Consider the following 22161-nt stretch of genomic DNA (forward strand, 5'->3'; position numbering starts at 1 on the left):
GATTAAAAACCTACCTACTTTTCTTGCCAATCACATCAAAAAAAGGTAAATTTGCCAAGAATTATTCAAAAGTAACTCTATATTTTTAAATTAGATTGGCTTTTATTTATATAATCGCATACGACACAACCCTTTAAGCAACTCAAAAAACAATAATTACATGAAATTAAAAATCAATTCTGGTCGGTTCTGGTTACGCTTGATATTTTTTAGTGGCTTATTTTTTATTTGCTTCACCTTAACCATCCAAGGTATTTTACGTTGGCAATTTTCTGAAGAGCAAGTCAAAAAAGAGCTTGCCACTTTAATTGAACCAACACACCGTACCATTAGTTTTGCTGATGGCATGGAGCGCTCTTGGCTCCCCCGTCCAGCAATTACGCTCAATAATGTGCGAATAAGTGAACCCAACAATCCTCATACAGCATTAACAATCAATCAGTTAAAACTACAGTTTTCGTGGTGGTCTTTATTTTCTAAGACAACATTAACGAAACTAATTTTTAATGAAGCGGATATTAAACTGGTACGCTTTGCAGACGGAACGGTGTCAATTGATGATTTGTTATCTTTACAAAATAAGGCACGCCACTCTCCTCAATTGGATAATTTAGAGGTTGTTTCAAGTAACATCGATCTTCAAGATCAAATGACCAATAATAATTTCCGTTTGGAAAATATCAATTTTGCATTAAAAGAACCCCACTCTCTGACTGGTCAACTGAGTGCTTCTGCAAACCTGCTGTTTGATAATCATAAAATAGATCTAAACATCAATGCAAAAGTGATTAAAAATAAAGATGTTTTTCAATTTAATGATTTCACACTCACAGCAAAAGAGCGTTTAATCCGTTTTGGGCAAACCCAATTAAAGCTAACAGCGCAAGCACTTTATCAACCAGATAATCATGCTATTGCACTGAATAATGTGCAAGCATTATTAACCAGCGAAACGCCTCAACTTCGTTTAACAGCAACAGGCCAAAATTGGCTTCTTCAACCCAATTTATTTGTTTTACCGTCTATGCAAATAGACGCCACACTCAAACAAAATAATATTATTTTTGGTTGGAAAGGTCATTTGGCCAATAATGAATCTTCAAATAATACTTTTACAACGCAATCAGGAAAAATCACAACCAATATCATCTCCCCAGAAGGTGTCATTACAATAGACAGCACATTTGGACTCAAGTTAAACACTCAATCATGGGCATATTCGCTTAATCAATTAGCGTTTAATACACACCAAATAAAGAAAAATTTAGACCAGCGCTATATGCAAGGAAGTTTTCAAGGTACTTTATCTGGTCAAATAAATAAAGGCTTTGATTTGAATGTTCAAGGAATCTTTGATCAAAGTAAGACTTCTTTTTCATTACAACAAAATATAGTTGCTGAGCAAGATCAATATGAGTTTAATTTGGATATGGATCACCTAGACAGCACACATTATGCGGTTAATGCACAAACGGCAGCCACAGATACATCCACTGCCTTTTTTAACTCTGAACATGCTTTTGATTTAAGCTGGTTACAAAATAAACAAATTAAGGGCAATGTCAATATCCAATCGTTCTTGTTTAAAAAATTACAAATTAATCAATTAACAGCCAATGTCCTGGCAACGGAAAACTCTATTGGTTTGGATAATTTAAGTGCTCAAATCTATCAAGGGAAATTAACAGGTAAATCAAAACTGACGATGTTAAATAATAGCGATGCATCTTTAGAAATAGACCAAACATTATTGGGTATGAACATACAACCTTTGTTAACAGATTTATTTGGTTATGTACGCTTAACGGGTAATGGTAATGGGCGACTATTATTAAATGCAACAGGTAAAACCCCAAAACAAATGCGCAGCAGCTTATCAGGTGATGTGTCATTAGAGTTAAAAAATGGGGCTTTATTAGGGCTAGATTTGGTCAACACCTTGCAAAATTTACGTTCTGAACTACAACAAAACAGTACCAAAATGACTTTTGACCCAACAGAAAAAACTCAATTTACTCAATTGAAGGGTAATTTTCATTTAATTAAGGGCACAGCGCGAAACAAAGATTTACGCCTAAGTTCAAACCTAATTAATATTGCTGGGGAAGGTAAAATTAATCTGGATAATGAACTGGTTGAATATACAATGCACATTACAGCAGGTAAAGATTTGCCCCGTTTCAAAGACATTAATGTCCCCTTAAAAATTACAGGAGATATTACAGAGCCAGTTTATTCATTGGACTATAATGTACTCACTAAAGGTAAGAATACGCCAAAAGAAAAACAGAAAGTCCTAAAAGACGAATTGGTCAAACAGTTAAATAATTTTATTCGGCATTAAAATTAAGTATGTTTATTTCTATTGATTGGCAGGACAAACTACCAACTTCTGCTCAGTTTGATGATGTTTACTTTTCGAAAAGTAATGGTTTAGAAGAAAGCAGTTATGTTTTTTTGAGACACAATCACTTACCTAAACGGTTTACACAACTGTCAGAACAAGAAGCATTTTCAGTAGGTGAACTGGGTTTTGGCACAGGCCTCAATTTTTTTAATACAGTTCATTGTTTTCTCAACCATGCACCATCAACAGCGCACCTGACTTTTTTTTCTTTTGAATGTGCACCTCTAAAACCAGAAGATTTAAAAAAGTCATTTCATTTATGGCAAAATCAGTTAACTGACATTTCAGATTCTTTTTTGACTCAATACCTAAGCCTTAGCCCTGGCTTAAATCATTTATCTTTTGATCAGGGCAGAATCACTTTATTGTTGTTTATTGGCGATGTAGCGGAAGGTTTATCACAAATCACCCCTCCTAAAGGAATAAATGCATGGTTTCTTGATGGTTTTGCTCCGTCAAAAAATCCTCAAATGTGGCAATTACCCTTATTTGAGCAAATGGCTAAGCTTTGCGCAAATGATGCGACTTTTTCAACATTCACAAGTGCTGGCTGGGTTAGAAAAAATATAGAACAAGCAGGATTTAAGGTCTTTAAAACACAAGGTTTTGCCCAAAAAAGAGAAATGTGTTTTGGCTCAATAAATGAAGTTAAACCAGCAAATCAAATCAAACCTTGGTTTTGTTTGCCAACATATCATTCACCTACACATGTATTGATTATTGGCGCTGGCATTGCGGGGGCAAGTACTGCCCACACACTGGCACAAAAAGGCATTTCAGTCACCGTATTAGAAGCAGAAGAACACCCTGCTCATGGTGCATCAGGGAATCATCAAGGTATATTGTACACAAAACTTTCTGCTCATTTTACCCCCCAAACACAACTTTTATTGGCTGGCTTTGGTTATTCATTACGGCTATTGCAACAACTATTGCCTGAACAAGAGTCATGGCGCCAAACGGGTATTATTCATTTAGATTATGACAAAGAAGCAGCCAAACGACATTTGGCATTAGATGAGCTTAACTTACCCTCACTTTTTCAGCATGTAAATCAGGAACAGATTGAACAGCTAGCCAACATAAAAGCATCTTCTACAGGAGGGTTATATTTCCCACTTGGGGCATGGATTAACCCGCCCTCGCTCGTTAATAAATTGCTACAACATCCAAATATTAGTGTACTGACACAACACAAAGTGGATAAGCTTTATCAAACTGAGCAAGAATGGGTCATTGAGTGCCAACAAGGGCAACAAATAAAGGGAAGCCATGTTGTGATTTGCCAAGGGTATTTAAGTGGACAGTTTGATTATTTAAAATATTTACCACTTACACCTATTCGTGGACAAGTAACCCATATTAAAGCAACGGATGCCAGCAAAAAATTGGCTATAGCTTTAAATGCAGAGGGTTATATCAGCCCTGCATGGCAAGGCATTCATTGTTTAGGGGCAAGTTTTATCCCCATGGATACAGACAGTTCGTTACGAATAGAAGAACAACTGGACAATTTAAACCATTTACAACAGTTGTCTTCTGATTTGTATCAGGCATTAAACCTCTCTAAAAATGCTCCTTTACTGGGTAAAGCTGCCATTCGCTGTGACTCAACAGATCATTTGCCTTTAGTTGGCCCTATTGTGGACATGAAACAATTTACTGAAGTTTATGCTGATTTGGCTCTGGATAAAAACAGAAAATTGGATGCTCCCTGCCCTTATCTACCTAATCTTTATATCAATACCGCACATGGCACAAAAGGGTTGGCAACCGCGCCATTATGTGGGCAAATTATTGCCAATATGATTACTCATACGCCTTTACCGATCACTCAAACATTATTAAATGCCTTAGCACCACATCGTTTTTTACTTAAGTCGTTAATTCAAGGACGATACAGAAAGCCAAGCCAAATTAATTAGTTTTTTTGCAAAATTATGTTTTTATCTATAAACTATACTTTACGCACATACAACAATAAAGGAGTACAGAATGAAAAAAATGATTGTCCCTACTTTAGCAATTTGTTTACTGATCCCAAGCCTGAGTTTTGCAGCCAAAACAGTCACCATGAGATGTGATGATGGACAAATATTCCGTATTGCCTATCCTGATCAGGATCATGCTGTTATGAGTTACAATAAAGAGCTGATTTTGTTAAAAAATGCCACATCTGCCAGCGGTGCACGTTATATTGGTGAAGGTTGGCAGTGGTGGACAAAAGGCAGTGAAGGCAATTTAGCTGTATTAGCAGGTAACGAAGCCGTTGCCTCTGCTGTGGGTGTAAACTGTAAAGAAGTCACACCCACAAAAGCCACAACTAAAAAGAAAAATACTCGGAAAACCAGTAAAAATTAATTGAATTAATTTGCTCATTAAAAAAATGCAAACACGTTATGAACATAGGTGTTTGCATTTTTTTATACAATAAATTCCAAATAATTTTTTCTAATCAATTTTCATCTTAAGGTTTTTTTAAGCTTTCTTCTTTATTCTGGCATTTTTATTTTTATGATTTCTAAATAATGCCATGAACTACCGTAACTTTTTTGACAATAAATTCTCTTGTAATACCCTACTTGTTATTTTGATTTCGACTGTTTTTTTTACGAGCATTCAAAATATTGCTTTTTGGTATAAGGCTTTTTCTCTTTTGTCGTTTCGATCATTACATGATGTCCTTTTTGCCTTATCGCTTATCATTTTTTTATTTTGCGCCATTAACATTATTTTTTCTCTTCTTTTATACCGAATCACATTGAAACCTTTATTGGTTTTCTTTCTGATAGCCAGTGCCAGCGTCAATTATTTTTCTCTAAATTATGGCATTTATATTGATAAAGCCATGATCACCAATATTTTCGAAACCAACACTCACGAAGCATTGGCATTACTGACCCCTAAGTTAATGCTTTGGGTCACTGTTTTTGGTGTGATACCCAGTATCTTTGTATGGAAAATAAAACTGATTAAATCTGACAAGCTTTGGACCAATCTTTCCTTACGCATCTTAAATATTCTGATTTCTTTTGTTGTTTTACTGTGCGTTGCTTTACCTTTGTACAAAGATTATTCATCTTTTATTCGTAATAATAGCGGAATTGTGAAATTTATCACACCAACCAACTATATTGCAGGCTCAGTGAACTATTTTAAACAGTTATATAACAGTAATCGTCCTTTAATTTCGATTGGATTAGATGCGAAGCAGCTCAAAACAGCTCAAAATACTAAAAAGTCTTTATTGATTATTGTGGTGGGAGAAACCTCTCGTGCACAAAATTTTTCATTAAATGGCTACACAAAAAACACCAACCCTTTACTGTCCAAACAAGATAGTCTGATCAGTTTTCAAAATGTCCAATCTTGTGGTACTGCCACTGCTGTATCGGTACCTTGTATGTTTTCGAATATGACTCGTGACAACTACTCACCAAGCCTTGCTGAACACCAAGAAAACCTTTTAGACATCTTAAAAAGAGCCAATATTGATATATTATGGAAAGAAAATGATGCTGGCTGTAAAGGTGTTTGCAACCGAATCCCTACGGAAAATATTATTGATGTTACAGCAAAAGAATTTTGCCCAGAAGGTTTATGCTATGACGAGAATTTATTAAATAATTTAGATCAATACATCAATAACCGTACAAAAGACACAGTCATCGTATTACACACAAATGGTAGCCACGGCCCAAGCTATTACCAGCGTTACCCAAAACATATCAACTCATTTAAACCCAGCTGTGATACCAACCAAATTCAAGATTGTTCTGAAGAAGCATTAATCAACACCTATGACAATACTATTTTAAATGTTGATTATGTCTTAAACCAAACCATTGAGCTCTTAAAAAAACACAATGACCAATTTGCAACGGCGATGCTTTATTTATCAGATCATGGTGAATCACTGGGTGAAAGTGGCTTATACCTACATGGCGCTCCCTATTCCATTGCCCCCAAGGAACAAACACATATTCCAATGATTTTTTGGTCTTCTGCTGACTTTTTAAATACACGAAACATGAACCAAACCTGTTTGCGACAAAATGCTCAGCAAAAACCTTATTCTCAAGATAATTTGTTTCACTCAGTGTTGGGGTTGCTTAATGTGTCCACTAAAGAATATGATGCTTCATTAGATTTATTTAAATCATGTCAATCCTCTTAATTCATTTTTTGACTATAATGGTTTAAATTAAAGCATATCATGTAAAAAATAGGACATACATGAAAATACTGATTGTTGAAGATGACCCTTTGCTACAAAAAGGGTTAGAAAAAGCGATACAAAAAGAAGCTTACACCTGTACTTGCGCGTCTACTGCCCAAGAAGCGGAGCTTTTTTTACAAACAGAAAATTATAGCGCCATTTTACTTGATCTTGGTTTACCCGATAAAGATGGTCTTGAACTACTCAAGCAATGGCGTTCACATAATATTAATTTACCTGTGCTCATACTCACCGCCCGTGATGCCCTAGAAGACAGGGTAAAGGGGCTGGATGCTGGAGCAGATGATTATTTAATCAAACCATTTGAGCTAGTAGAGTTATTTGCGCGCTTAAGGGCTCTAATTAGGCGACATCAAGGAGCAAGTGACAACTTGATTATCATTGATGATTTATCATTAGACCTAGCCAATAAACAGGTAAAAAAAGCAGGAGTGGAAATATTTTTAACCCCGCGAGAATTTGCTATTTTATCAAGGCTGATATTGAAACCGGGAAAAGCAATTAACAGAGAATTATTACAACAAGACATTTACACATGGCAAGATAATTTTGGTTCAAATACACTGGAAGTATATATTCACCATTTAAGAACCAAATTAGGTAAAGAGATGATTCAAACAGTCAGGGGGGTGGGTTACCGTTTTGGAGCGCCCACATGAGTAGCCTGCGGCAAAAATTATTACTGTCTATTGGTATGATTTTATTATGCACACAAGTGATCAGTTCAATATGGGTCTGGTATGAAAGCCAAGAACAAATCACCATTTTGGTAAATGAAACTTTAGAAGCGCATGTTAAAAATGATCAAATTCAACATGAAATAGAAGAAACAATAGCAGCCTTACTTGTTCCTTCTCTTTTAACGATTAGCTTATCATTATTGATCATTTTTTGGACGATTACCCGTTTAACCAAACCACTGAACAAACTGACTCGAGAAATTGAATCTCGTTCTATCAATAATTTACAGCCCATCCAAACTGATTACTCCTCATTAGAAGTATCGACCATTACCCAAAAATTAAATCTACTGTTGCAACAATTAGAACAGGGTATGGAAAATGAGCGTCGTTTTACTGCAGATGTGGCACATGAATTACGAACACCACTGGCAGGAATCCGTTTGAACTTGGAGTTATTGGACCATCAACAATCCGATGAAATCACATTAATGATCAACCGTATTGATCAAATGATGGTATCAGTAGAACAGCTTTTACAACTATCCCGTGCAGGGCAACAATTACTGACAGACAAAGCCAAATTGGTCGATCTTGTTCAAGAAGTCATCATACCCATGCAAACAGAATTAACCACACTTATCGATAACTTTGAACACCCCATTATTTGGCAATACCCAGAACAACAAATCATGATAAAAGGGGATTCTGGGCTTTTATTTTTACTGTTACGCAATTTATTGGACAATGTGAGCCACTACGCAAGACACAGCACTCAAACCATCGTTCGCTTAAGCGAAGACAATCATCAAGTCACATTAGAAGTACTCGACCAAGGGCCAGGCATTCCAAAAGAAAAACTCGACCAAGTCACGCAACGTTTTGTCAGAATAGACGAAACCACAAAAGGACATGGACTAGGATTAAATATTGTTGCTCGTATTGCCCAAACTCATCAGGCACAATTGATCATCGAAAATCGTCAGGATTGTTCTGGTTTACGTGTTGCGGTTATTTTTAAAAAAGCATAAAAAAAGCCATATTTTTTAAATATGGCTTTTTTAAAATAACAAGAAGGCATGTTACACAACAATATTAACCAATCTTTTTGGCACAATAATGACTTTTTTAATGGCCTTGCCATCAATAAATCGCAATGCTCCTTCATTGGTAAGCGCGGTTTGCTCAATTGTTGCTTGATCGGCATCAACGGCAACAGTAATACTGCCACGTAATTTACCATTGACCTGAACCATCAATTCAATTTCCGTTTGAACCAATGCTGATGGGTCAACTTTTGGCCAAGCGGCCTGAATCATCGCTTTATTTGGCACCAACACTTCCCATAAACTCTCACAAATATGGGGCACAATAGGCCACAATAAACGCACAACATTTTCCAATACTTCTTGTGCTACTTGCTGCCCAACATCATCACTTAAATCTGTTTTATCGTAGGTATTAAGCAGTTCCATCACGGCTGCAATTGCTGTATTAAACTGTTGGCGACGATCATAATCATCTGTGATTTTTGCAATCGCACTGTGTAATTTCAAACGCAGTTCTTTTTGGGCTGCTGACAATGTGCCTGTTTGATAAGCCGTGCCAACCCCAGTTTGTGCATATTCATACACCGTGCGCCATAATCTGCGTAAAAAACGATGAGCACCTTCAACACCCGCATCAGACCATTCCAATGATTGATCAGGAGGAGAAGCAAACATCATAAATAAACGTGCAGTATCGGCACCATAAACCTCAATAAGTTCTTGTGGATCAACACCATTGTTTTTTGATTTAGACATTTTCTCAATGCCACCAATCACAACTGGTAAACCATCTACTTTATGTATTGCACTAATGACCTGCCCTTTTGCATCTCTCTCTAGCACAACGTCTTGTGGTGCAATCCATTGAGTCGCGCCATTGTCTGCTTCGCGATAAAAGGTTTCACAAATCACCATGCCTTGAGTCAGCAATTTGGTAAATGGTTCATCAGTATGCACCAAACCTTCATCTCGCATAAGTTTATGGAAAAAACGGGCATACAACAAATGTAAAATGGCATGTTCGATCCCGCCAATATATTGATCAACACTTAACCAATAATCAGCCGCTTTTTTATCCACCATTGAATCAGTATTGTCTGGACAAATATAACGGTTAAAATACCAGCTTGACTCAACAAAAGTGTCCATGGTGTCTGTTTCACGTTTTGCTATCTGACCACACTTAGGGCAAGTTGTTTCATAAAATTCAGGCATTTTAGCCAAAGGAGAACCTGCGCCATCAGGCACAACGTTTTCAGGTAAAACAACAGGTAAATCTTTCTCTGGCACGGGTACATCACCACAACAGGCACAGTGAATAATTGGTATTGGACACCCCCAATACCTTTGTCGGCTCACACCCCAATCACGTAAGCGATATTGAGTGCGTGCTTCACCTAAATCTTGCTCTTGCAGCTTTTTACCCATTGCCTCAAAAGCTGCTTGGAAATCCAAGCCATCAAATGCCCCTGAATTAACCAAAATACCCTTTTCAGTATATGCTTCAGTTTGTGTTTCGGGTAAGTCATCCCCAGTTAATGGTTTGATGACCACTTTAATCGGTAAATTATATTGCTTTGAAAACTCGAAGTCCCGTTCATCGTGTGCAGGTACCGCCATAACAGCACCTTCTCCGTAACCTGCCAACACATAATTGGCTACCCAAACTTCTAATAGCTCTTGGGTAAATGGGTGCTCAACATAGCGCCCTGTTGCCATCCCTTTTTTGGTCATGGTTGCAACATCCGCTTCCGCCACACTACCTGATTGACATTCAGCAATAAAAGCTTGCAAAGCAGGGTTATTTTTTGCCGCAACAGTCGCCAAAGGATGTTCAGCAGAAACGGCTAAATACGTTGCACCCATCAAAGTATCTGGGCGTGTGGTATAGACACTGACCACATGTTGATTGTCTTCTAGGCCTTCTTTACTTTGCGATGCGATTGGGAATTTCACCAACATACCATGTGATTTGCCAATCCAATTGCGTTGCATGGTTTTAACTTGTTCAGGCCAGCCTTCTAACTTATCTAAATCCTGTAATAATTCTTCTGCATAAGCCGTAATTTTAAAGTAATACATGGGAATTTCGCGTTTTTCAACAACTGCACCACTACGCCAACCACGTCCATCAATTACCTGCTCATTAGCCAACACTGTTTGATCAACTGGATCCCAGTTGACCATGCCACTTTTCTTATACACAATGCCTTTTTCAAACAATTTAGTAAATAACCATTGTTCCCAGCGATAATACTCAGCAGAACACGTTGTTAATTCTCGTTCCCAATCAACAGCTAGCCCTAAACGTTTTAATTGGTTACGCATATAATCAATGTTTGAATAGGTCCAAGCAGCAGGGGCAACTTTATTGTTAATTGCGGCATTTTCTGCTGGTAAACCAAACGCATCCCAGCCCATAGGTTGCAATACATTATAACCCTGCAACAGCCTGAAACGGCTTAATACATCGCCAATGGTATAATTACGTACATGCCCCATATGCAATTTACCTGATGGATAAGGAAACATAGATAAGCAATAATATTTAGGGCGAGAAGTATCTTCAGAGACATTAAATAACCGAGCATCTTCCCATTTTTGTTGAGCAGCTGGCTCAAGTAATGAAGGCTGATATTGTTCTTGCATAGTAATAAAACCAGATAGTAAAAATAATTCGTTGATTATAACAGTTTGTATTTTGATTTGTGATAAAGATACGATAAAAACCTAAAAAGGAGATGGGCTTGGTTTGTCTACCCAAAACCTCAATCTTTTTCTTAATATAATTACTTTTATAGCCTACTCTAAATTTTTATATAAAATCATTGAAGATCTTCCATTAATCTTTCCCCATTTATTATATTAACCCAATATTTATTTCATCCTGAATGATCAACATAAGCTTTTATTAACTTTAATTTAATTTTTCTTTAATTTCTGTATTTACTGAAATAAATAAAATATCTATAATAAACACATCCATTTAATCAATACAACCGTATGAAAGGAAAATTCATGAACATTGATCCGAAAGATGTCTTGAAAAAAGTACAATGGAAAGATTTACTACAATTAAATTGTTATGAAAAAACACATGAATTATTTCTGTCTACACCTTGGTTATTAAGTTCTTTTATTGCTTACCATCATCACTATTTTATTGTTGGTCTGGCTTGTTCTTTTATGTTTTTTTTAACGGCACTACGTCAAGTGCATGATGCCTACCACTATGCTTTAGGAATTAACAAACTAGGGACAGAACGCTTTATGCTCATCATGAGCCCACTGATGCTCTGCTCAGCACACGCTATTCAATTTAATCATTTACGCCACCATCAATTGAATCTTAACCACGAAGACATTGAAGCAATGAGTGCAAAAATGCCCGCATGGAAAGCTATTTTAATTGGCCCCTGGTTCCCTATAAAACTGCATATTCATGCCCTTAAAATTGGTCATTTCAACATAAAAAAATGGATATACCTTGAACTGATTATTTGTTTAATATGGATATACTTTGTTTTCTTTATCATTAATATTGATTTTTTAAAATACCATACAATGACAATGACAATGACAATGACAATGACAATGATAATGATAATGATAATGGCATTTGGCGAATGTTTGACTTCTTTTTTCGCTGTGTGGACGGTTCATCATGATTGTGATGAACACGGCCCAAATAGCCGTTCAATTCGAAATGGGTTTAAAGCAATCATTACCTATAACCTCTTTTACCACTATAAACACCATTTATTTCCAGCAGTGCCAACAAGTAAACTACATATTATTGCCAAAAGACTAGATAAAACTTACCCTAATTTAACCATCAAAAATGTTTTTTAATAACCATTAAAACCACATAAAATGAGCATCTGTTAAGAATATCACCGTAACGTGTGTGATATTCTTCTCTCAATCAGCATCATAAAATCGCATAGATACGAGAAAAGAATTCAATGTACCTTAACTTAAAGCACGGTATAATTACTCTTTTATACGAATTTATTGATCAATCATGTCTGCAGTTGAAATTCAAAACGCGGTAAAACACCGCAGAACATTTGCCATTATTTCTCACCCTGATGCGGGTAAAACCACTTTAACAGAAAAACTACTGTTATTTTCAGGTGCCATTCAAATGGCTGGAACAGTTAAAGGGAAAAAATCAGGAAAATTTGCCACCAGTGACTGGATGGATATTGAAAAACAACGGGGCATCTCTGTTGCATCCAGCGTGATGCAATTTGATTACCAAGAACATACAGTTAATCTACTTGACACTCCTGGACATCAGGACTTTTCTGAAGATACCTATCGTGTTTTAACCGCAGTGGACAGTGCGCTCATGGTTATTGATGCAGCAAAAGGGGTAGAAGAACAAACCATTAAATTACTCAATGTGTGTCGTTTGCGTCATACCCCCATTGTCACATTTATGAATAAATATGACCGTGAAGTGCGAGACTCATTAGAACTTTTAGATGAAGTTGAAAGCATCCTCAAAATACGCTGTGCACCAGTTACATGGCCTATTGGCATGGGTAAAAACTTTAAAGGGGTGTATCACCTTTTAAATGATGAAATTTATCTATTTGAAGCTGGAGCAGAAAAGCTCAGCCATGAATTTGAAGTCATTAAGGGCATTGACAACCCCCGTTTAGATGAGTTGTTCCCTATGGAGATGACTCAGTTAAGAAGTGAAATCGAACTGGTGCAAGCAGCCTCGCATCCTTTTGAACTTGAACCCTTTCTGGCTGGTGAATTAACCCCTGTGTTTTTTGGTTCTGCCATCAATAACTTTGGTGTACGAGAAATATTAAATGCATTGATTCAATGGGCCCCAGCCCCACAAGAGCGAGATGCAACAATACGTTTGGTTGAACCAACTGAAGAAAAATTTTCGGGTTTCGTTTTTAAAATTCAGGCCAATATGGATCCAAAACATCGTGACCGTATTGCTTTTTTACGTGTATGTTCAGGTAAATTTGAGCGCGGAATGAAGATGAAACATCTGCGTTTAAATCGTGATATTGCTGCAACCAGTGTCATGACCTTTATGTCACATGACCGAGAACTGGCAGAAGAAGCCTTTGCTGGCGATATTATTGGGATACCGAACCATGGCAATATCCAAATTGGCGACAGTTTCTCTGAAGGGGAATTATTGGCTTTTACAGGCATTCCTTTTTTTGCACCAGAACTATTTCGAGTTGTGCGCATCAAAAACCCATTGAAGATTAAGCAACTCCAAAAAGGGTTACAACAGCTAGGCGAAGAAGGTGCCGTTCAAGTATTTAAACCAGTCATCAGTACTGATTTGATTTTGGGTGCTGTTGGCGTATTGCAATTTGAAGTGGTCGCTTCGCGTTTAGCAGCTGAATATGGTGTAGAAGCCATATTTGAAAGCAGCAGTATCTGGTCTGCACGTTGGGTTTCTTGTGAAGACAAAAAGAAACTGGCTGAATTTGAAAAAACCAACCAAGGCAATTTAAGTATTGACGCTGGTGGCAATATGGCTTATTTAGCCCCTAATCGCGTCAACCTACAATTAACACAAGAAAGATGGCCAGATATTGTATTCCATGAAACGCGTGAACATGCCATTAATCTAAATGATTAAACAAGGTAAACAAAATGGGCTGGTTTGAAAAAATAATCAATGTGACCTCTACTACAGCAGGATTAGACCTTGTTCGGTCTATCCTGTTGATTATGTCATTAATTATCTTACGATACTTTATATTGCGTATTCTCAATAGAGCCAGCCCTAATCTAAGCCTTGAAGATAAACGCCGTTGGGCTATTAGTTTACGCAATACCGTTATTTTTTGTTCTTTATTTGGCTTAATTCTCATTTGGGCAAGAGAGCTACAAAGTTTTGCCTTATCTATTGTGGCCTTTGCTGCGGCCTTAGTATTAGCAACCAAAGAAATCATCATGTGTATTTCAGGTGGCTTTTTACGTGCGGCTAGTAATAGTTACACTTTAGGAGACCATATTCAAGTTAATACCAACCAAGGTAGAGTCATTGATATTAATTTGTTTACGACCACTTTGGTTGAGTTGGGCCCCGATCATCTGTCTCATCGAATGACAGGGAAAATCATCAAGTTCCCCAATAGCCTTTTACTCAGTTTCCCTGTGATTAAAGACAATGACCTTAACGGTTTTATCTTATGTACCTTTACCATTCCCGTACCTTATCATGTTGATCCAGTTAAAGCTGAACATGTTATTTTAGCAGCCACTAATAAATATGCCCTTCCCTACTTAGATGAAGCACGTGGTTCAATTAATATTCAAGAAATTGAAAAAATGCTGGATACGCCTTCACTAGAACCCAGAATCAGCATGACTCCCGTTGATGACAAACAATATAAATTTGTGATTCGGATTGCGATCCCAAAAACACAACGCAATAGAATTGAACAAGAAATTTATCGGATCTTTTTGATTGAATGTTATGGACAATCTACACCCAATGAATCATTCTGATAAACGATTAGGAATCATCACCATTAACCATATATTTTAAAAGGAAATGTCATGACTTCCATCCCAAAAATGATTATTGATACAGATCCCGGTCAGGATGACGCAGCAGCCATTTTATTTGCCTTTGGCTTACAAAATCAAAAGTTAGTTGATATCATTGCCTTAACCTGTGTAGCTGGTAATGTCCCCTTACATTACACCACTAAAAATGCACGTATTATCTGCGACTGGGCCGACAAACAAAATATACCCGTTTTTGCTGGTGCCAATAAACCATTAATCAAAACCTTAGTGACGGCAGAAGAAGTACATGGTAAAACAGGTTTAGATGGCGTTCCTTTGCATGAGCCACAAACCCCACTACAAACAGAACATGCGGTTTCTTTTTTAATTGAAACATTAAAAAAAGCCCAACCCAACAGCATCACCCTTTGCCCTGTTGGGCCATTAACCAATATTGCCCAAGCACTCAGTATGGCACCAGAATGCATTCAGGCCATTAAAGAAATTGTGATTATGGGCGGCACATTTTTTGAAGTAGGGAATATTACCCCCTCAGCCGATTTTAATTTTTTTGTTGACCCCCATGCAGCAAAAATCGTGCTACAAAGTGGCGCACCAATTACTATTATTCCTTTAGATGTGACCCATAAAGCCTGTTTAAGTATCAAAAGAGTACAAGCATTACGCGATTTACCCAACCAAAATGGCACAAGACTTGCTGACATCTTACAAAGCTATGAACGATTTGATACACAAAAATTTGGCTTAGAAGGTGGACCATTACACGACCCTTGTGCTGTTGCCTATGCAGTATTCCCAGAATTATTTAAGGGTAAAGAAGTTTTTGTTGACGTTGAAACATGTAGTGAGCTGACTCAAGGCGCCAGCGTTGTTGATTGGTGGCATGTATGGGGCAAACCAAAAAATGCCTTTTGGGTGAATGAAATAGATGACGAACAGTTTTTCTCTTATTTAACCCGTGCTATAGCTACTTTACCCTAATAAAAAGGCACATGATAAAATGTGCCTTTTAACAAACTGACTATAATTGCGATTTAACATTCCGAAGTAAACCATAACAGGCATCTTCCAATAAATTCAACACGTTTTCAAAGCCCTCCTCACCTTGATAATAAGGATCAGGGATATACTTACTTTGATGATGTTGTAAATATTCGGTCATATAATGTACTTTTTGTTTATCCAATTGAGTAGGTGCTAAAGCCATCACATTTTTATGATTTTGTTCATCCATGACGATAATCAAATCAAACTGCTTAAAATCCTGAATGGTTAATTTCCTAGAAACAGAACAAAACTGATAACCTCTTTTACGACCATGTGCTCTCATCCGTTCATCTGGCAGTTCACCATCATGAAAACCAGATGTACCTGCTGAATCTACCAATACCTGACCAGCCAATCCTTCATCCAATAATAACTTAGCCATAACCCCTTCTGCTGCAGGAGAACGGCAAATATTGCCTAAACAAACAAATAATATTTTGTATTTTTGCATCTTATTTACTCGAACCATTATTAGTCTAGACTATTTATTCTAACTTATTTTGACAGTATGCATTTTTTCTTTCTATCTATTATTTCGCATAACCGTAATTCATTAAATTGATCAATAGTTAAATATCTAGGTTCTTCTTTTTCATTTTTAGCCACCGCTTTTAAGTAAAACCGACCTTCTGCAACTCCTTGGGCTTTAGAACTAAAACTAATGACAAAATATTCGGTTTGAGTAACAGGTAAATTAGGCCATGTTGTGGATGTTTTTGTATAACGACCATGCTGTTTATGCCAACGCTGCATGAACGAAGCATTAGTTAATAAAGCAGCCTGAGCTTCTTTTAATCGAGCATTACGCAGAAAAGAAGCATAATGTGACCAAGCAACACTCAAAATAACAGAAATAACAAACAAAGCAACTACTAACTCTAATAAGGTCCAGCCTTGTTCTCTATATATTTTTTTCCCCATAAAAAAATGCCCTTCTTATATATTTATTAGAAGGACATATATTATATAGAAAAAATGTGTTATTCACACGATGTTGCTGCCGAACTAGTACAAACTTTAGTACCACCATCCTGATCAATAAAAACAACCTTTGTGCTAGTATTGCGTGCAGTAGGTGTTGCCAGAATTTCAAACAATTCAGTATTTGCTGAATCAGGCTGACTTGGTTTAAAAGTATACGTATAGAACTCATCCGTTACATTAGCAGGTAAAGTTGGCCAGACACTACCATTAGCAAAGGTACCCTTATCCAATTTCCAACGAACCATAAACTGTCCATATTTGGTTAAATTAGCTTTTGCTGCAGTAATACGTGTATTTTCCACATAATTCTGATATATTGGCATTGCAATAGCAGCCAATATACCAATAATTGCGACAGTAACGATCATTTCAATAAGAGTAAACCCTTTACTTATTTTCATTATGAAAACCTTCATCTCAAACTTAATAAATTAACTGGAAATGGAAAAATAAGATTGAATGGTTGATGAAACCTTCTTATTTTTCCCCCAAGCTCTAACTGTAACTCGATAAATACGCTCATCCGCGCCAGCGGGGGACAACAATTCAATGATATAACGAGGATTAGCCCAAACCACATCACCTGGATCATTACAACCACCACCCGTACTATTAACAGCATACGAATTAGAATTACCACAAGGCGTCATTATGTCATCTCTTTGCCACGCAGGCTGACCACTAGAAGAGCTACACAAACCTTTCCAACCAGTTAAACTAGAGGTACATGTACTAGTAAAAATAGTGGCTAATTCTGCATCAGTCTTATCTTTAATCAACTCATCAAGTTTGAACAACTCCGTATTTTCAATAACTTTTAAAGTAGTATCTGCATAAGAAAAAGCTGATTTTTTTTCCATTGAAGTACCGCTCATTGCCATTTCGGTATTGACAATCTGAGCACCTCCAATAGCTAAAAAAGAAATCACCAATAACATGGCTAATACAACCAACAAAGAAAACCCTTGCTGCTGTTTTAATTTGTTACCATTGAGCGATCGGCGCATACATTACCTCCACGAATTAATGCTGTCATTTGATAATTTTCGGTGTTTTTAGTTGTTGTTGTTCCATCTAAATTATCAGTTGTAACTGCTTTTGTTCCCAAATTAAAAACTAAAGACATTGGTGCCAATTTATCACCACCATCAACTAAAATATTTCTATCAAACGCAAATTTTTCTAAATTAAGTTCTGTTTCTGGTTGCTCCGCTTTACAAGCCTTCGCAAAATTAAATATGGCATCCAATGAGTCAATATGTTCAGAAATCAACTCTGGATCGCCCCAAACGCCACCATCTTCTAAAGCAAACAAATATAATCCTGTCGTATCTTTACCATTATAATTATATGTACCAATAGCATATAAATGTGCAACAAATCTTAATAACTGAATTTCTGTTTGAGAGTGTTCTTTACTAGGATCATAACTTGCCGATTTAGAAAGCGTCACTCCACTAGGTAAATCTACAGAAAAACTTGAGCTTGAAAGGCTAACGCCACTATTAATTACATCCATTCGTTTACAACTGGTCAATGCAAAAATACCAGAACTTCTTAATAACTCAGGCTGAGCAATATTAGCGTCAAATTTCAACGTGCTTCCTGTTCCACCGCTTTGTAATAATGTACTACCTATCCCATATTGAAAAAATAAGGCTTTTGTACCTGTTTTAGCAGTAAACCCAGTAATTGTTGGCGGGCTATTTAAAATGGCTGCACCATAATTGCCCATATTACTGGATGAAGTTTCATCAATATTTGTCCATTGATTACTTGCGATATTTGAACCGAAGATCAGTCCATCTCCCGCACTAGAAAGCATAACATTTGCCGCATTTTGTGATAAATTAGCGCAACCAAAACTCCCTGCCATTTGGGCATCTTGGGAAATTTTACTGGTTGCCAATCGAATATCCTGTTGAATATCTACTCTATTTAACGCCGTACGGTTTAATGTTCTGGTAGTCATATAACTTTCTGTCGCTGCCCAAATCACAACCACACCTAATGCACTTGCGATAAGAAGCTCTAACAAAGAGAACCCTCTCTGCTTTAGTGGACTTGTATTGTTAAATCTGTATTTAATTTTACTCATCATTAATTGATTCCCATACCACCTTAATTATTGATGACTAGTTGGTAGCCATACCCAAGAGTCTTCTCAGCCGCACTACCACCTAGCTCTGCAGCTGTTTCAGCATCTGCCGATACTTTCCAAGCGATCTTAATCATTGTATCTTTTCCTGAATCATCACAACCTAACGCACCAAGTTTAGGCTTAGTCGTAGATTTTGCATTTGCCTTACAAATTCGGTACTCAAAAGCCGTATTTACAGGCAATTGCTGTTTTAGCTGGCGAGTAAACTGACAAACTTGATATTGAGCAAGTTCGGTTTTAGTCATAGCAGTAGCTGAAGGTAAAGCAACACTACAAAGAGTAGTCGTCGTAGAATGTTTCTGAACATTTGATGAACTAGTGTAGTTAGTATACTCTTGCCAATCCCTAGTCACCAATAAAGGATTTGAAGCTATTTCACCCACATTTAAATGTGGGTTACCTCTCATGGCTTCTGCCATTGACTCTGCCAAAGTGGATACCACACCAGAGTACTCAGCCTCCCGAATACCCGAATATGTTTTTAACTGCATGGATAATAAAGCCAAAAGCCCAAAGCTTAAAATAAACACCGACAGCAAAATCTCCAGCAATGTTGCTCCTGCTTGTAATTTATATATACTCAAATTGTTTTTCATTTTAATCATCAATCTACCTAGTATTCACAATTTTTATGCCGGGCTACAGGCACAACTACTATTCCCAACAGTAGGGTCACAATAGTTTGCTTTTCCTGAAGGGTCTAATAACACGACAGCACATGTCTGATTATCTGTTCCATATGCTGTTCCTTTTTTCTTAATTATAAAAACATAATTACGTCCTGCCATCCCAGAAACACCATATGACCCATTTGCATTGAAAATTAGAGGCATATCAACAGTCACTTTCTCTCCTGCTGCATTTCTAGCTTCTCCATAAACATCTATATTTTTATTAGCAAAAACTTGTCTACCAACACTGCCATTTGCCGCATAATTTTTATAACTAGTAACATCTGGATTTTCTTGAGTATTTGCGTAACTTAAAACACCATCATTCCATGCCCCACTTGATTGGCACCCGACTGTTGTCAAGGTATTTGAATTAATAGAAATCGGACAAACAAATATTGGTTTACCACGGGTCATAGCTTCTGCCCTTGCCAAAGTTAAAACGTTTGCAAGTGCTCTGGCTTCTTTATCTACTTCATGTTTAGAGATAACGTTAACCACATTTGGTATCACAAATGCAGCAAGAATTGCAATTATAGCAATTGCAATCAACGCTTCAATTAAAGTGAAGCCTTTTTGTTTACATAAACCAACCAACTTCATTATTATTCTCTCGCTTATTTAAAACTTCTATTTTGAATTGTACAACTTACTTATATATATGATTGTTTTACCAGACTAACGGTACAAAAAATCAAATAAAATACTTTAATTAACTTAAGTTATTTCCTGTGTTAACGCTAATTTTAACAAAAAACAAGCAAACAAAACGCAAAAAATGATTAAATTTTACATTTAATCAATAATTAATATATTTAATTAAATTGTTACAACACTGATTTATACATTTGTTTTAACATATTTGTCTCTCTATTCCAAACAGTTACACTATTATATTCGTTCTTAACCTTTTATAAACTGATTTTCTTTATATAGCCAGAAAAACCAAAATATTCAATGCTAACAAAATATTAATTTCAACTTATTTACAACAACACAATTTTTTTTCTTTTTCTCTTGCCAAAATAAAAAAAATCAGTGATAATGCACAGTCTTGATGCCGGTGTAGCTCAGTTGGTAGAGCAGCTGACTTGTAATCAGAAGGTCGAGGGTTCAACTCCTTTCGCCGGCACCATTAAAAACAATGAGTTAGCTTATACAAAAAAGCTAGCTCTTTTTTTATATTAGACAGTTGTCTAATATATTCACTTAACAGGCTGAACTTTGACAGGTTTTCTTTGGTAAATTTTTGCCATTGCTTCAGGGTTAGCGTGACCCAGTAGTTTCTTATCATCACCATCACTTCTTGCCTTTGCTCTGATATCCCTGAACGTAAATCTTTCCTGAATAATGCCTCTTTTTATACAATCAACAATCAATCTTTGCCAAGCTGTTTGTATACCACTTGAACTGTATTTTTGTCCTCTGGAATTAACCACCAGATATTCTGATGAAAAAGGAAACTCTTTTTTGGCTCTATTCACCACATCACGTAAAGCATCCGACCAAACAACAATAATCTTTGTACCTGTTTTATTTTGTTCAAAAAATATCCCTTCATCTGAAATATCAGAATACTTGATTTTTAATAAATCAGCTTGCCTTTGACCTGTTATATAAGCTAAATCCATTAAAATCTGAATATGTGTAGTGGCCTGTTGGTACACAGCGAGAAACTCCCAATCTGCAATATACCGATCACAAGGTTTCTCTTGATGCTTTTCAACATATAAACAGGGATTTTTTTCAGCTAATCCCCAGCGTATGGCTTTCCTGAACACATGAGAAAGTAAAGCAATTTCTCTATTTGCCGCTATTTTCGCCTCTCTAGCATCAAGATATTGTGCAATGTGCTTGGGTAATATCGCTGTTGGATCCATTTTACCAAACACACCTTTGAGGATTTGTAGATAGTACTTTTGATCCTTTATCGTTCCTTGAGCTTTCATTGGTAAAACATCACGTTCATATCTTTCAAAGATACTGAGCATTGCTGGCTTTTGATTTTCTATCTGAGTAATGCTGGATAAGGCTTTATACATACCCGATTCATCCCCTTTTTTCGCAAGCCTTGTCCATTTATTATGATGCACATAATAATAAGCCCCATGCTTCAGATAGACATATCGGGGAAGACCTGTATTTTTAGTACGTGGTTTACCCATATTGACCATCCTTTGCAAAGATTGAAAAATCAGGCTCTGAAGCATATTGTTTTTCCTGAATCGCATCTTCATATAATCGCCATGTTGTCCGAGGTTTACCATCCCGACGTTTGGAGTATTTCACCCCTAATTTATCCAATGCCCTACATTGTGCAGCGGGTTGTTCTAATCCTGTAATTTCCTGTATGTCCTCATCAGTCAGGCAGGAATTTAGATATTCAGCCATTTC

20 protein-coding genes and 1 tRNA gene are annotated in these 22161 nt (G+C 36.7%); 11 read left to right on the forward strand and 10 right to left on the reverse strand.

What is annotated here, in order from left to right:
- The first annotated feature begins 160 nt into the window (after nucleotides 1-160).
- From AADH04_RS04225 to pmrB, 6 genes are all read left to right on the forward strand, one after another.
- Entirely contained in the window at nucleotides 161-2344 is a 2184-nt protein-coding gene (locus AADH04_RS04225) for an AsmA family protein (RefSeq protein WP_434778999.1), read from the forward strand.
- A gap of 8 nt (nucleotides 2345-2352) precedes the next feature.
- On the forward strand, nucleotides 2353-4332 hold the full coding sequence (gene mnmC / locus AADH04_RS04230; protein WP_434779000.1) for a bifunctional tRNA (5-methylaminomethyl-2-thiouridine)(34)-methyltransferase MnmD/FAD-dependent 5-carboxymethylaminomethyl-2-thiouridine(34) oxidoreductase MnmC: 1980 nt from the start codon (nucleotides 2353-2355) through the stop codon (nucleotides 4330-4332).
- 70 nt (nucleotides 4333-4402) lie between these two features.
- Complete coding sequence (locus AADH04_RS04235; RefSeq protein ID WP_434779001.1) at nucleotides 4403-4768, forward strand: MliC family protein; 366 nt, start codon at nucleotides 4403-4405, stop codon at nucleotides 4766-4768.
- Nucleotides 4769-4940: 172 nt separating this feature from the next.
- The gene (gene eptA, locus AADH04_RS04240) at nucleotides 4941-6584 is read left to right on the forward strand and encodes a phosphoethanolamine transferase EptA (RefSeq protein ID WP_434779002.1); all 1644 of its coding nucleotides are present in this window, start codon (nucleotides 4941-4943) and stop codon (nucleotides 6582-6584) included.
- Nucleotides 6585-6643: 59 nt separating this feature from the next.
- Nucleotides 6644-7306: a two-component system response regulator PmrA gene (gene pmrA, locus AADH04_RS04245; protein WP_434779003.1), complete on the forward strand. Its 663-nt coding sequence runs from the start codon at nucleotides 6644-6646 to the stop codon at nucleotides 7304-7306.
- Nucleotides 7303-8358, forward strand: coding sequence for a two-component system sensor histidine kinase PmrB (gene pmrB / locus AADH04_RS04250; protein ID WP_434779004.1), 1056 nt, complete (start codon nucleotides 7303-7305; stop codon nucleotides 8356-8358). Before pmrA ends, pmrB begins: the two co-directional genes overlap by 4 nt.
- A 51-nt stretch (nucleotides 8359-8409) precedes the next feature.
- Here pmrB and leuS read toward each other — a convergent pair whose 3' ends face one another.
- Nucleotides 8410-11025 carry a leucine--tRNA ligase gene (gene leuS / locus AADH04_RS04255; RefSeq protein WP_434779005.1) on the reverse strand — a complete coding sequence of 872 codons (2616 nt, stop codon included), beginning with the start codon at nucleotides 11023-11025 and terminating at the stop codon, nucleotides 8410-8412.
- A 369-nt stretch (nucleotides 11026-11394) separates the two neighbouring features.
- Here leuS and AADH04_RS04260 point away from each other — a divergent pair, with 369 nt between their 5' ends.
- From AADH04_RS04260 to AADH04_RS04275, 4 genes are all read left to right on the forward strand, one after another.
- The gene (locus tag AADH04_RS04260; RefSeq protein ID WP_434779006.1) at nucleotides 11395-12228 is read left to right on the forward strand and encodes a fatty acid desaturase; all 834 of its coding nucleotides are present in this window, start codon (nucleotides 11395-11397) and stop codon (nucleotides 12226-12228) included.
- A gap of 172 nt (nucleotides 12229-12400) precedes the next feature.
- Nucleotides 12401-14005, forward strand: coding sequence for a peptide chain release factor 3 (locus AADH04_RS04265; protein WP_434779007.1), 1605 nt, complete (start codon nucleotides 12401-12403; stop codon nucleotides 14003-14005).
- 14 nt (nucleotides 14006-14019) lie between these two features.
- Nucleotides 14020-14880, forward strand: coding sequence for a mechanosensitive ion channel domain-containing protein (locus AADH04_RS04270; RefSeq protein ID WP_434779008.1), 861 nt, complete (start codon nucleotides 14020-14022; stop codon nucleotides 14878-14880).
- 51 nt (nucleotides 14881-14931) lie between these two features.
- Nucleotides 14932-15885, forward strand: coding sequence for a nucleoside hydrolase (locus AADH04_RS04275; protein ID WP_434779009.1), 954 nt, complete (start codon nucleotides 14932-14934; stop codon nucleotides 15883-15885).
- A gap of 40 nt (nucleotides 15886-15925) precedes the next feature.
- Here the strand turns inward: AADH04_RS04275 and AADH04_RS04280 are convergent, their stop codons facing one another.
- The 7 genes from AADH04_RS04280 to AADH04_RS04310 all read right to left on the reverse strand — a co-directional run bounded on the left by AADH04_RS04280 (nucleotide 15926) and on the right by AADH04_RS04310 (nucleotide 20370).
- The gene (locus tag AADH04_RS04280) at nucleotides 15926-16402 is read right to left on the reverse strand and encodes a low molecular weight protein-tyrosine-phosphatase (RefSeq protein ID WP_434779010.1); all 477 of its coding nucleotides are present in this window, start codon (nucleotides 16400-16402) and stop codon (nucleotides 15926-15928) included.
- A 44-nt stretch (nucleotides 16403-16446) separates the two neighbouring features.
- Nucleotides 16447-16872 carry a type IV pilin protein gene (locus AADH04_RS04285; protein ID WP_434779011.1) on the reverse strand — a complete coding sequence of 142 codons (426 nt, stop codon included), beginning with the start codon at nucleotides 16870-16872 and terminating at the stop codon, nucleotides 16447-16449.
- 59 nt (nucleotides 16873-16931) lie between these two features.
- On the reverse strand, nucleotides 16932-17336 hold the full coding sequence (locus tag AADH04_RS04290; protein ID WP_434779012.1) for a type IV pilin protein: 405 nt from the start codon (nucleotides 17334-17336) through the stop codon (nucleotides 16932-16934).
- A 30-nt stretch (nucleotides 17337-17366) separates the two neighbouring features.
- The gene (locus tag AADH04_RS04295) at nucleotides 17367-17942 is read right to left on the reverse strand and encodes a pilus assembly PilX family protein (RefSeq protein WP_434779013.1); all 576 of its coding nucleotides are present in this window, start codon (nucleotides 17940-17942) and stop codon (nucleotides 17367-17369) included.
- Nucleotides 17912-18973, reverse strand: coding sequence for a PilW family protein (locus AADH04_RS04300; RefSeq protein WP_434779014.1), 1062 nt, complete (start codon nucleotides 18971-18973; stop codon nucleotides 17912-17914). The genes AADH04_RS04295 and AADH04_RS04300 overlap by 31 nt, the downstream gene beginning before the upstream one ends.
- 83 nt (nucleotides 18974-19056) lie before the next feature.
- Entirely contained in the window at nucleotides 19057-19701 is a 645-nt protein-coding gene (pilV, locus tag AADH04_RS04305; protein WP_434779015.1) for a type IV pilus modification protein PilV, read from the reverse strand.
- Between the two features lie 24 nt (nucleotides 19702-19725).
- The gene (locus tag AADH04_RS04310; RefSeq protein ID WP_434779016.1) at nucleotides 19726-20370 is read right to left on the reverse strand and encodes a GspH/FimT family pseudopilin; all 645 of its coding nucleotides are present in this window, start codon (nucleotides 20368-20370) and stop codon (nucleotides 19726-19728) included.
- A gap of 456 nt (nucleotides 20371-20826) precedes the next feature.
- On the opposite strand from AADH04_RS04310, the gene AADH04_RS04315 reads away from it, so the two are divergent.
- Nucleotides 20827-20902: transfer RNA gene (locus tag AADH04_RS04315), tRNA-Thr, on the forward strand.
- A gap of 70 nt (nucleotides 20903-20972) precedes the next feature.
- On the opposite strand, the gene AADH04_RS04320 is transcribed toward AADH04_RS04315, so the two are convergent.
- On the reverse strand, nucleotides 20973-21932 hold the full coding sequence (locus tag AADH04_RS04320; RefSeq protein WP_434779017.1) for a tyrosine-type recombinase/integrase: 960 nt from the start codon (nucleotides 21930-21932) through the stop codon (nucleotides 20973-20975).
- Nucleotides 21925-22158 carry a DUF4224 domain-containing protein gene (locus AADH04_RS04325; protein ID WP_434779018.1) on the reverse strand — a complete coding sequence of 78 codons (234 nt, stop codon included), beginning with the start codon at nucleotides 22156-22158 and terminating at the stop codon, nucleotides 21925-21927. Before AADH04_RS04325 ends, AADH04_RS04320 begins: the two co-directional genes overlap by 8 nt.
- Nucleotides 22159-22161: the final 3 nt, after the last annotated feature.

The sequence above is a fragment of the Neisseria sp. Ec49-e6-T10 genome (assembly GCF_051132615.1).
In the GTDB taxonomy this organism is placed as follows: domain Bacteria; phylum Pseudomonadota; class Gammaproteobacteria; order Burkholderiales; family Neisseriaceae.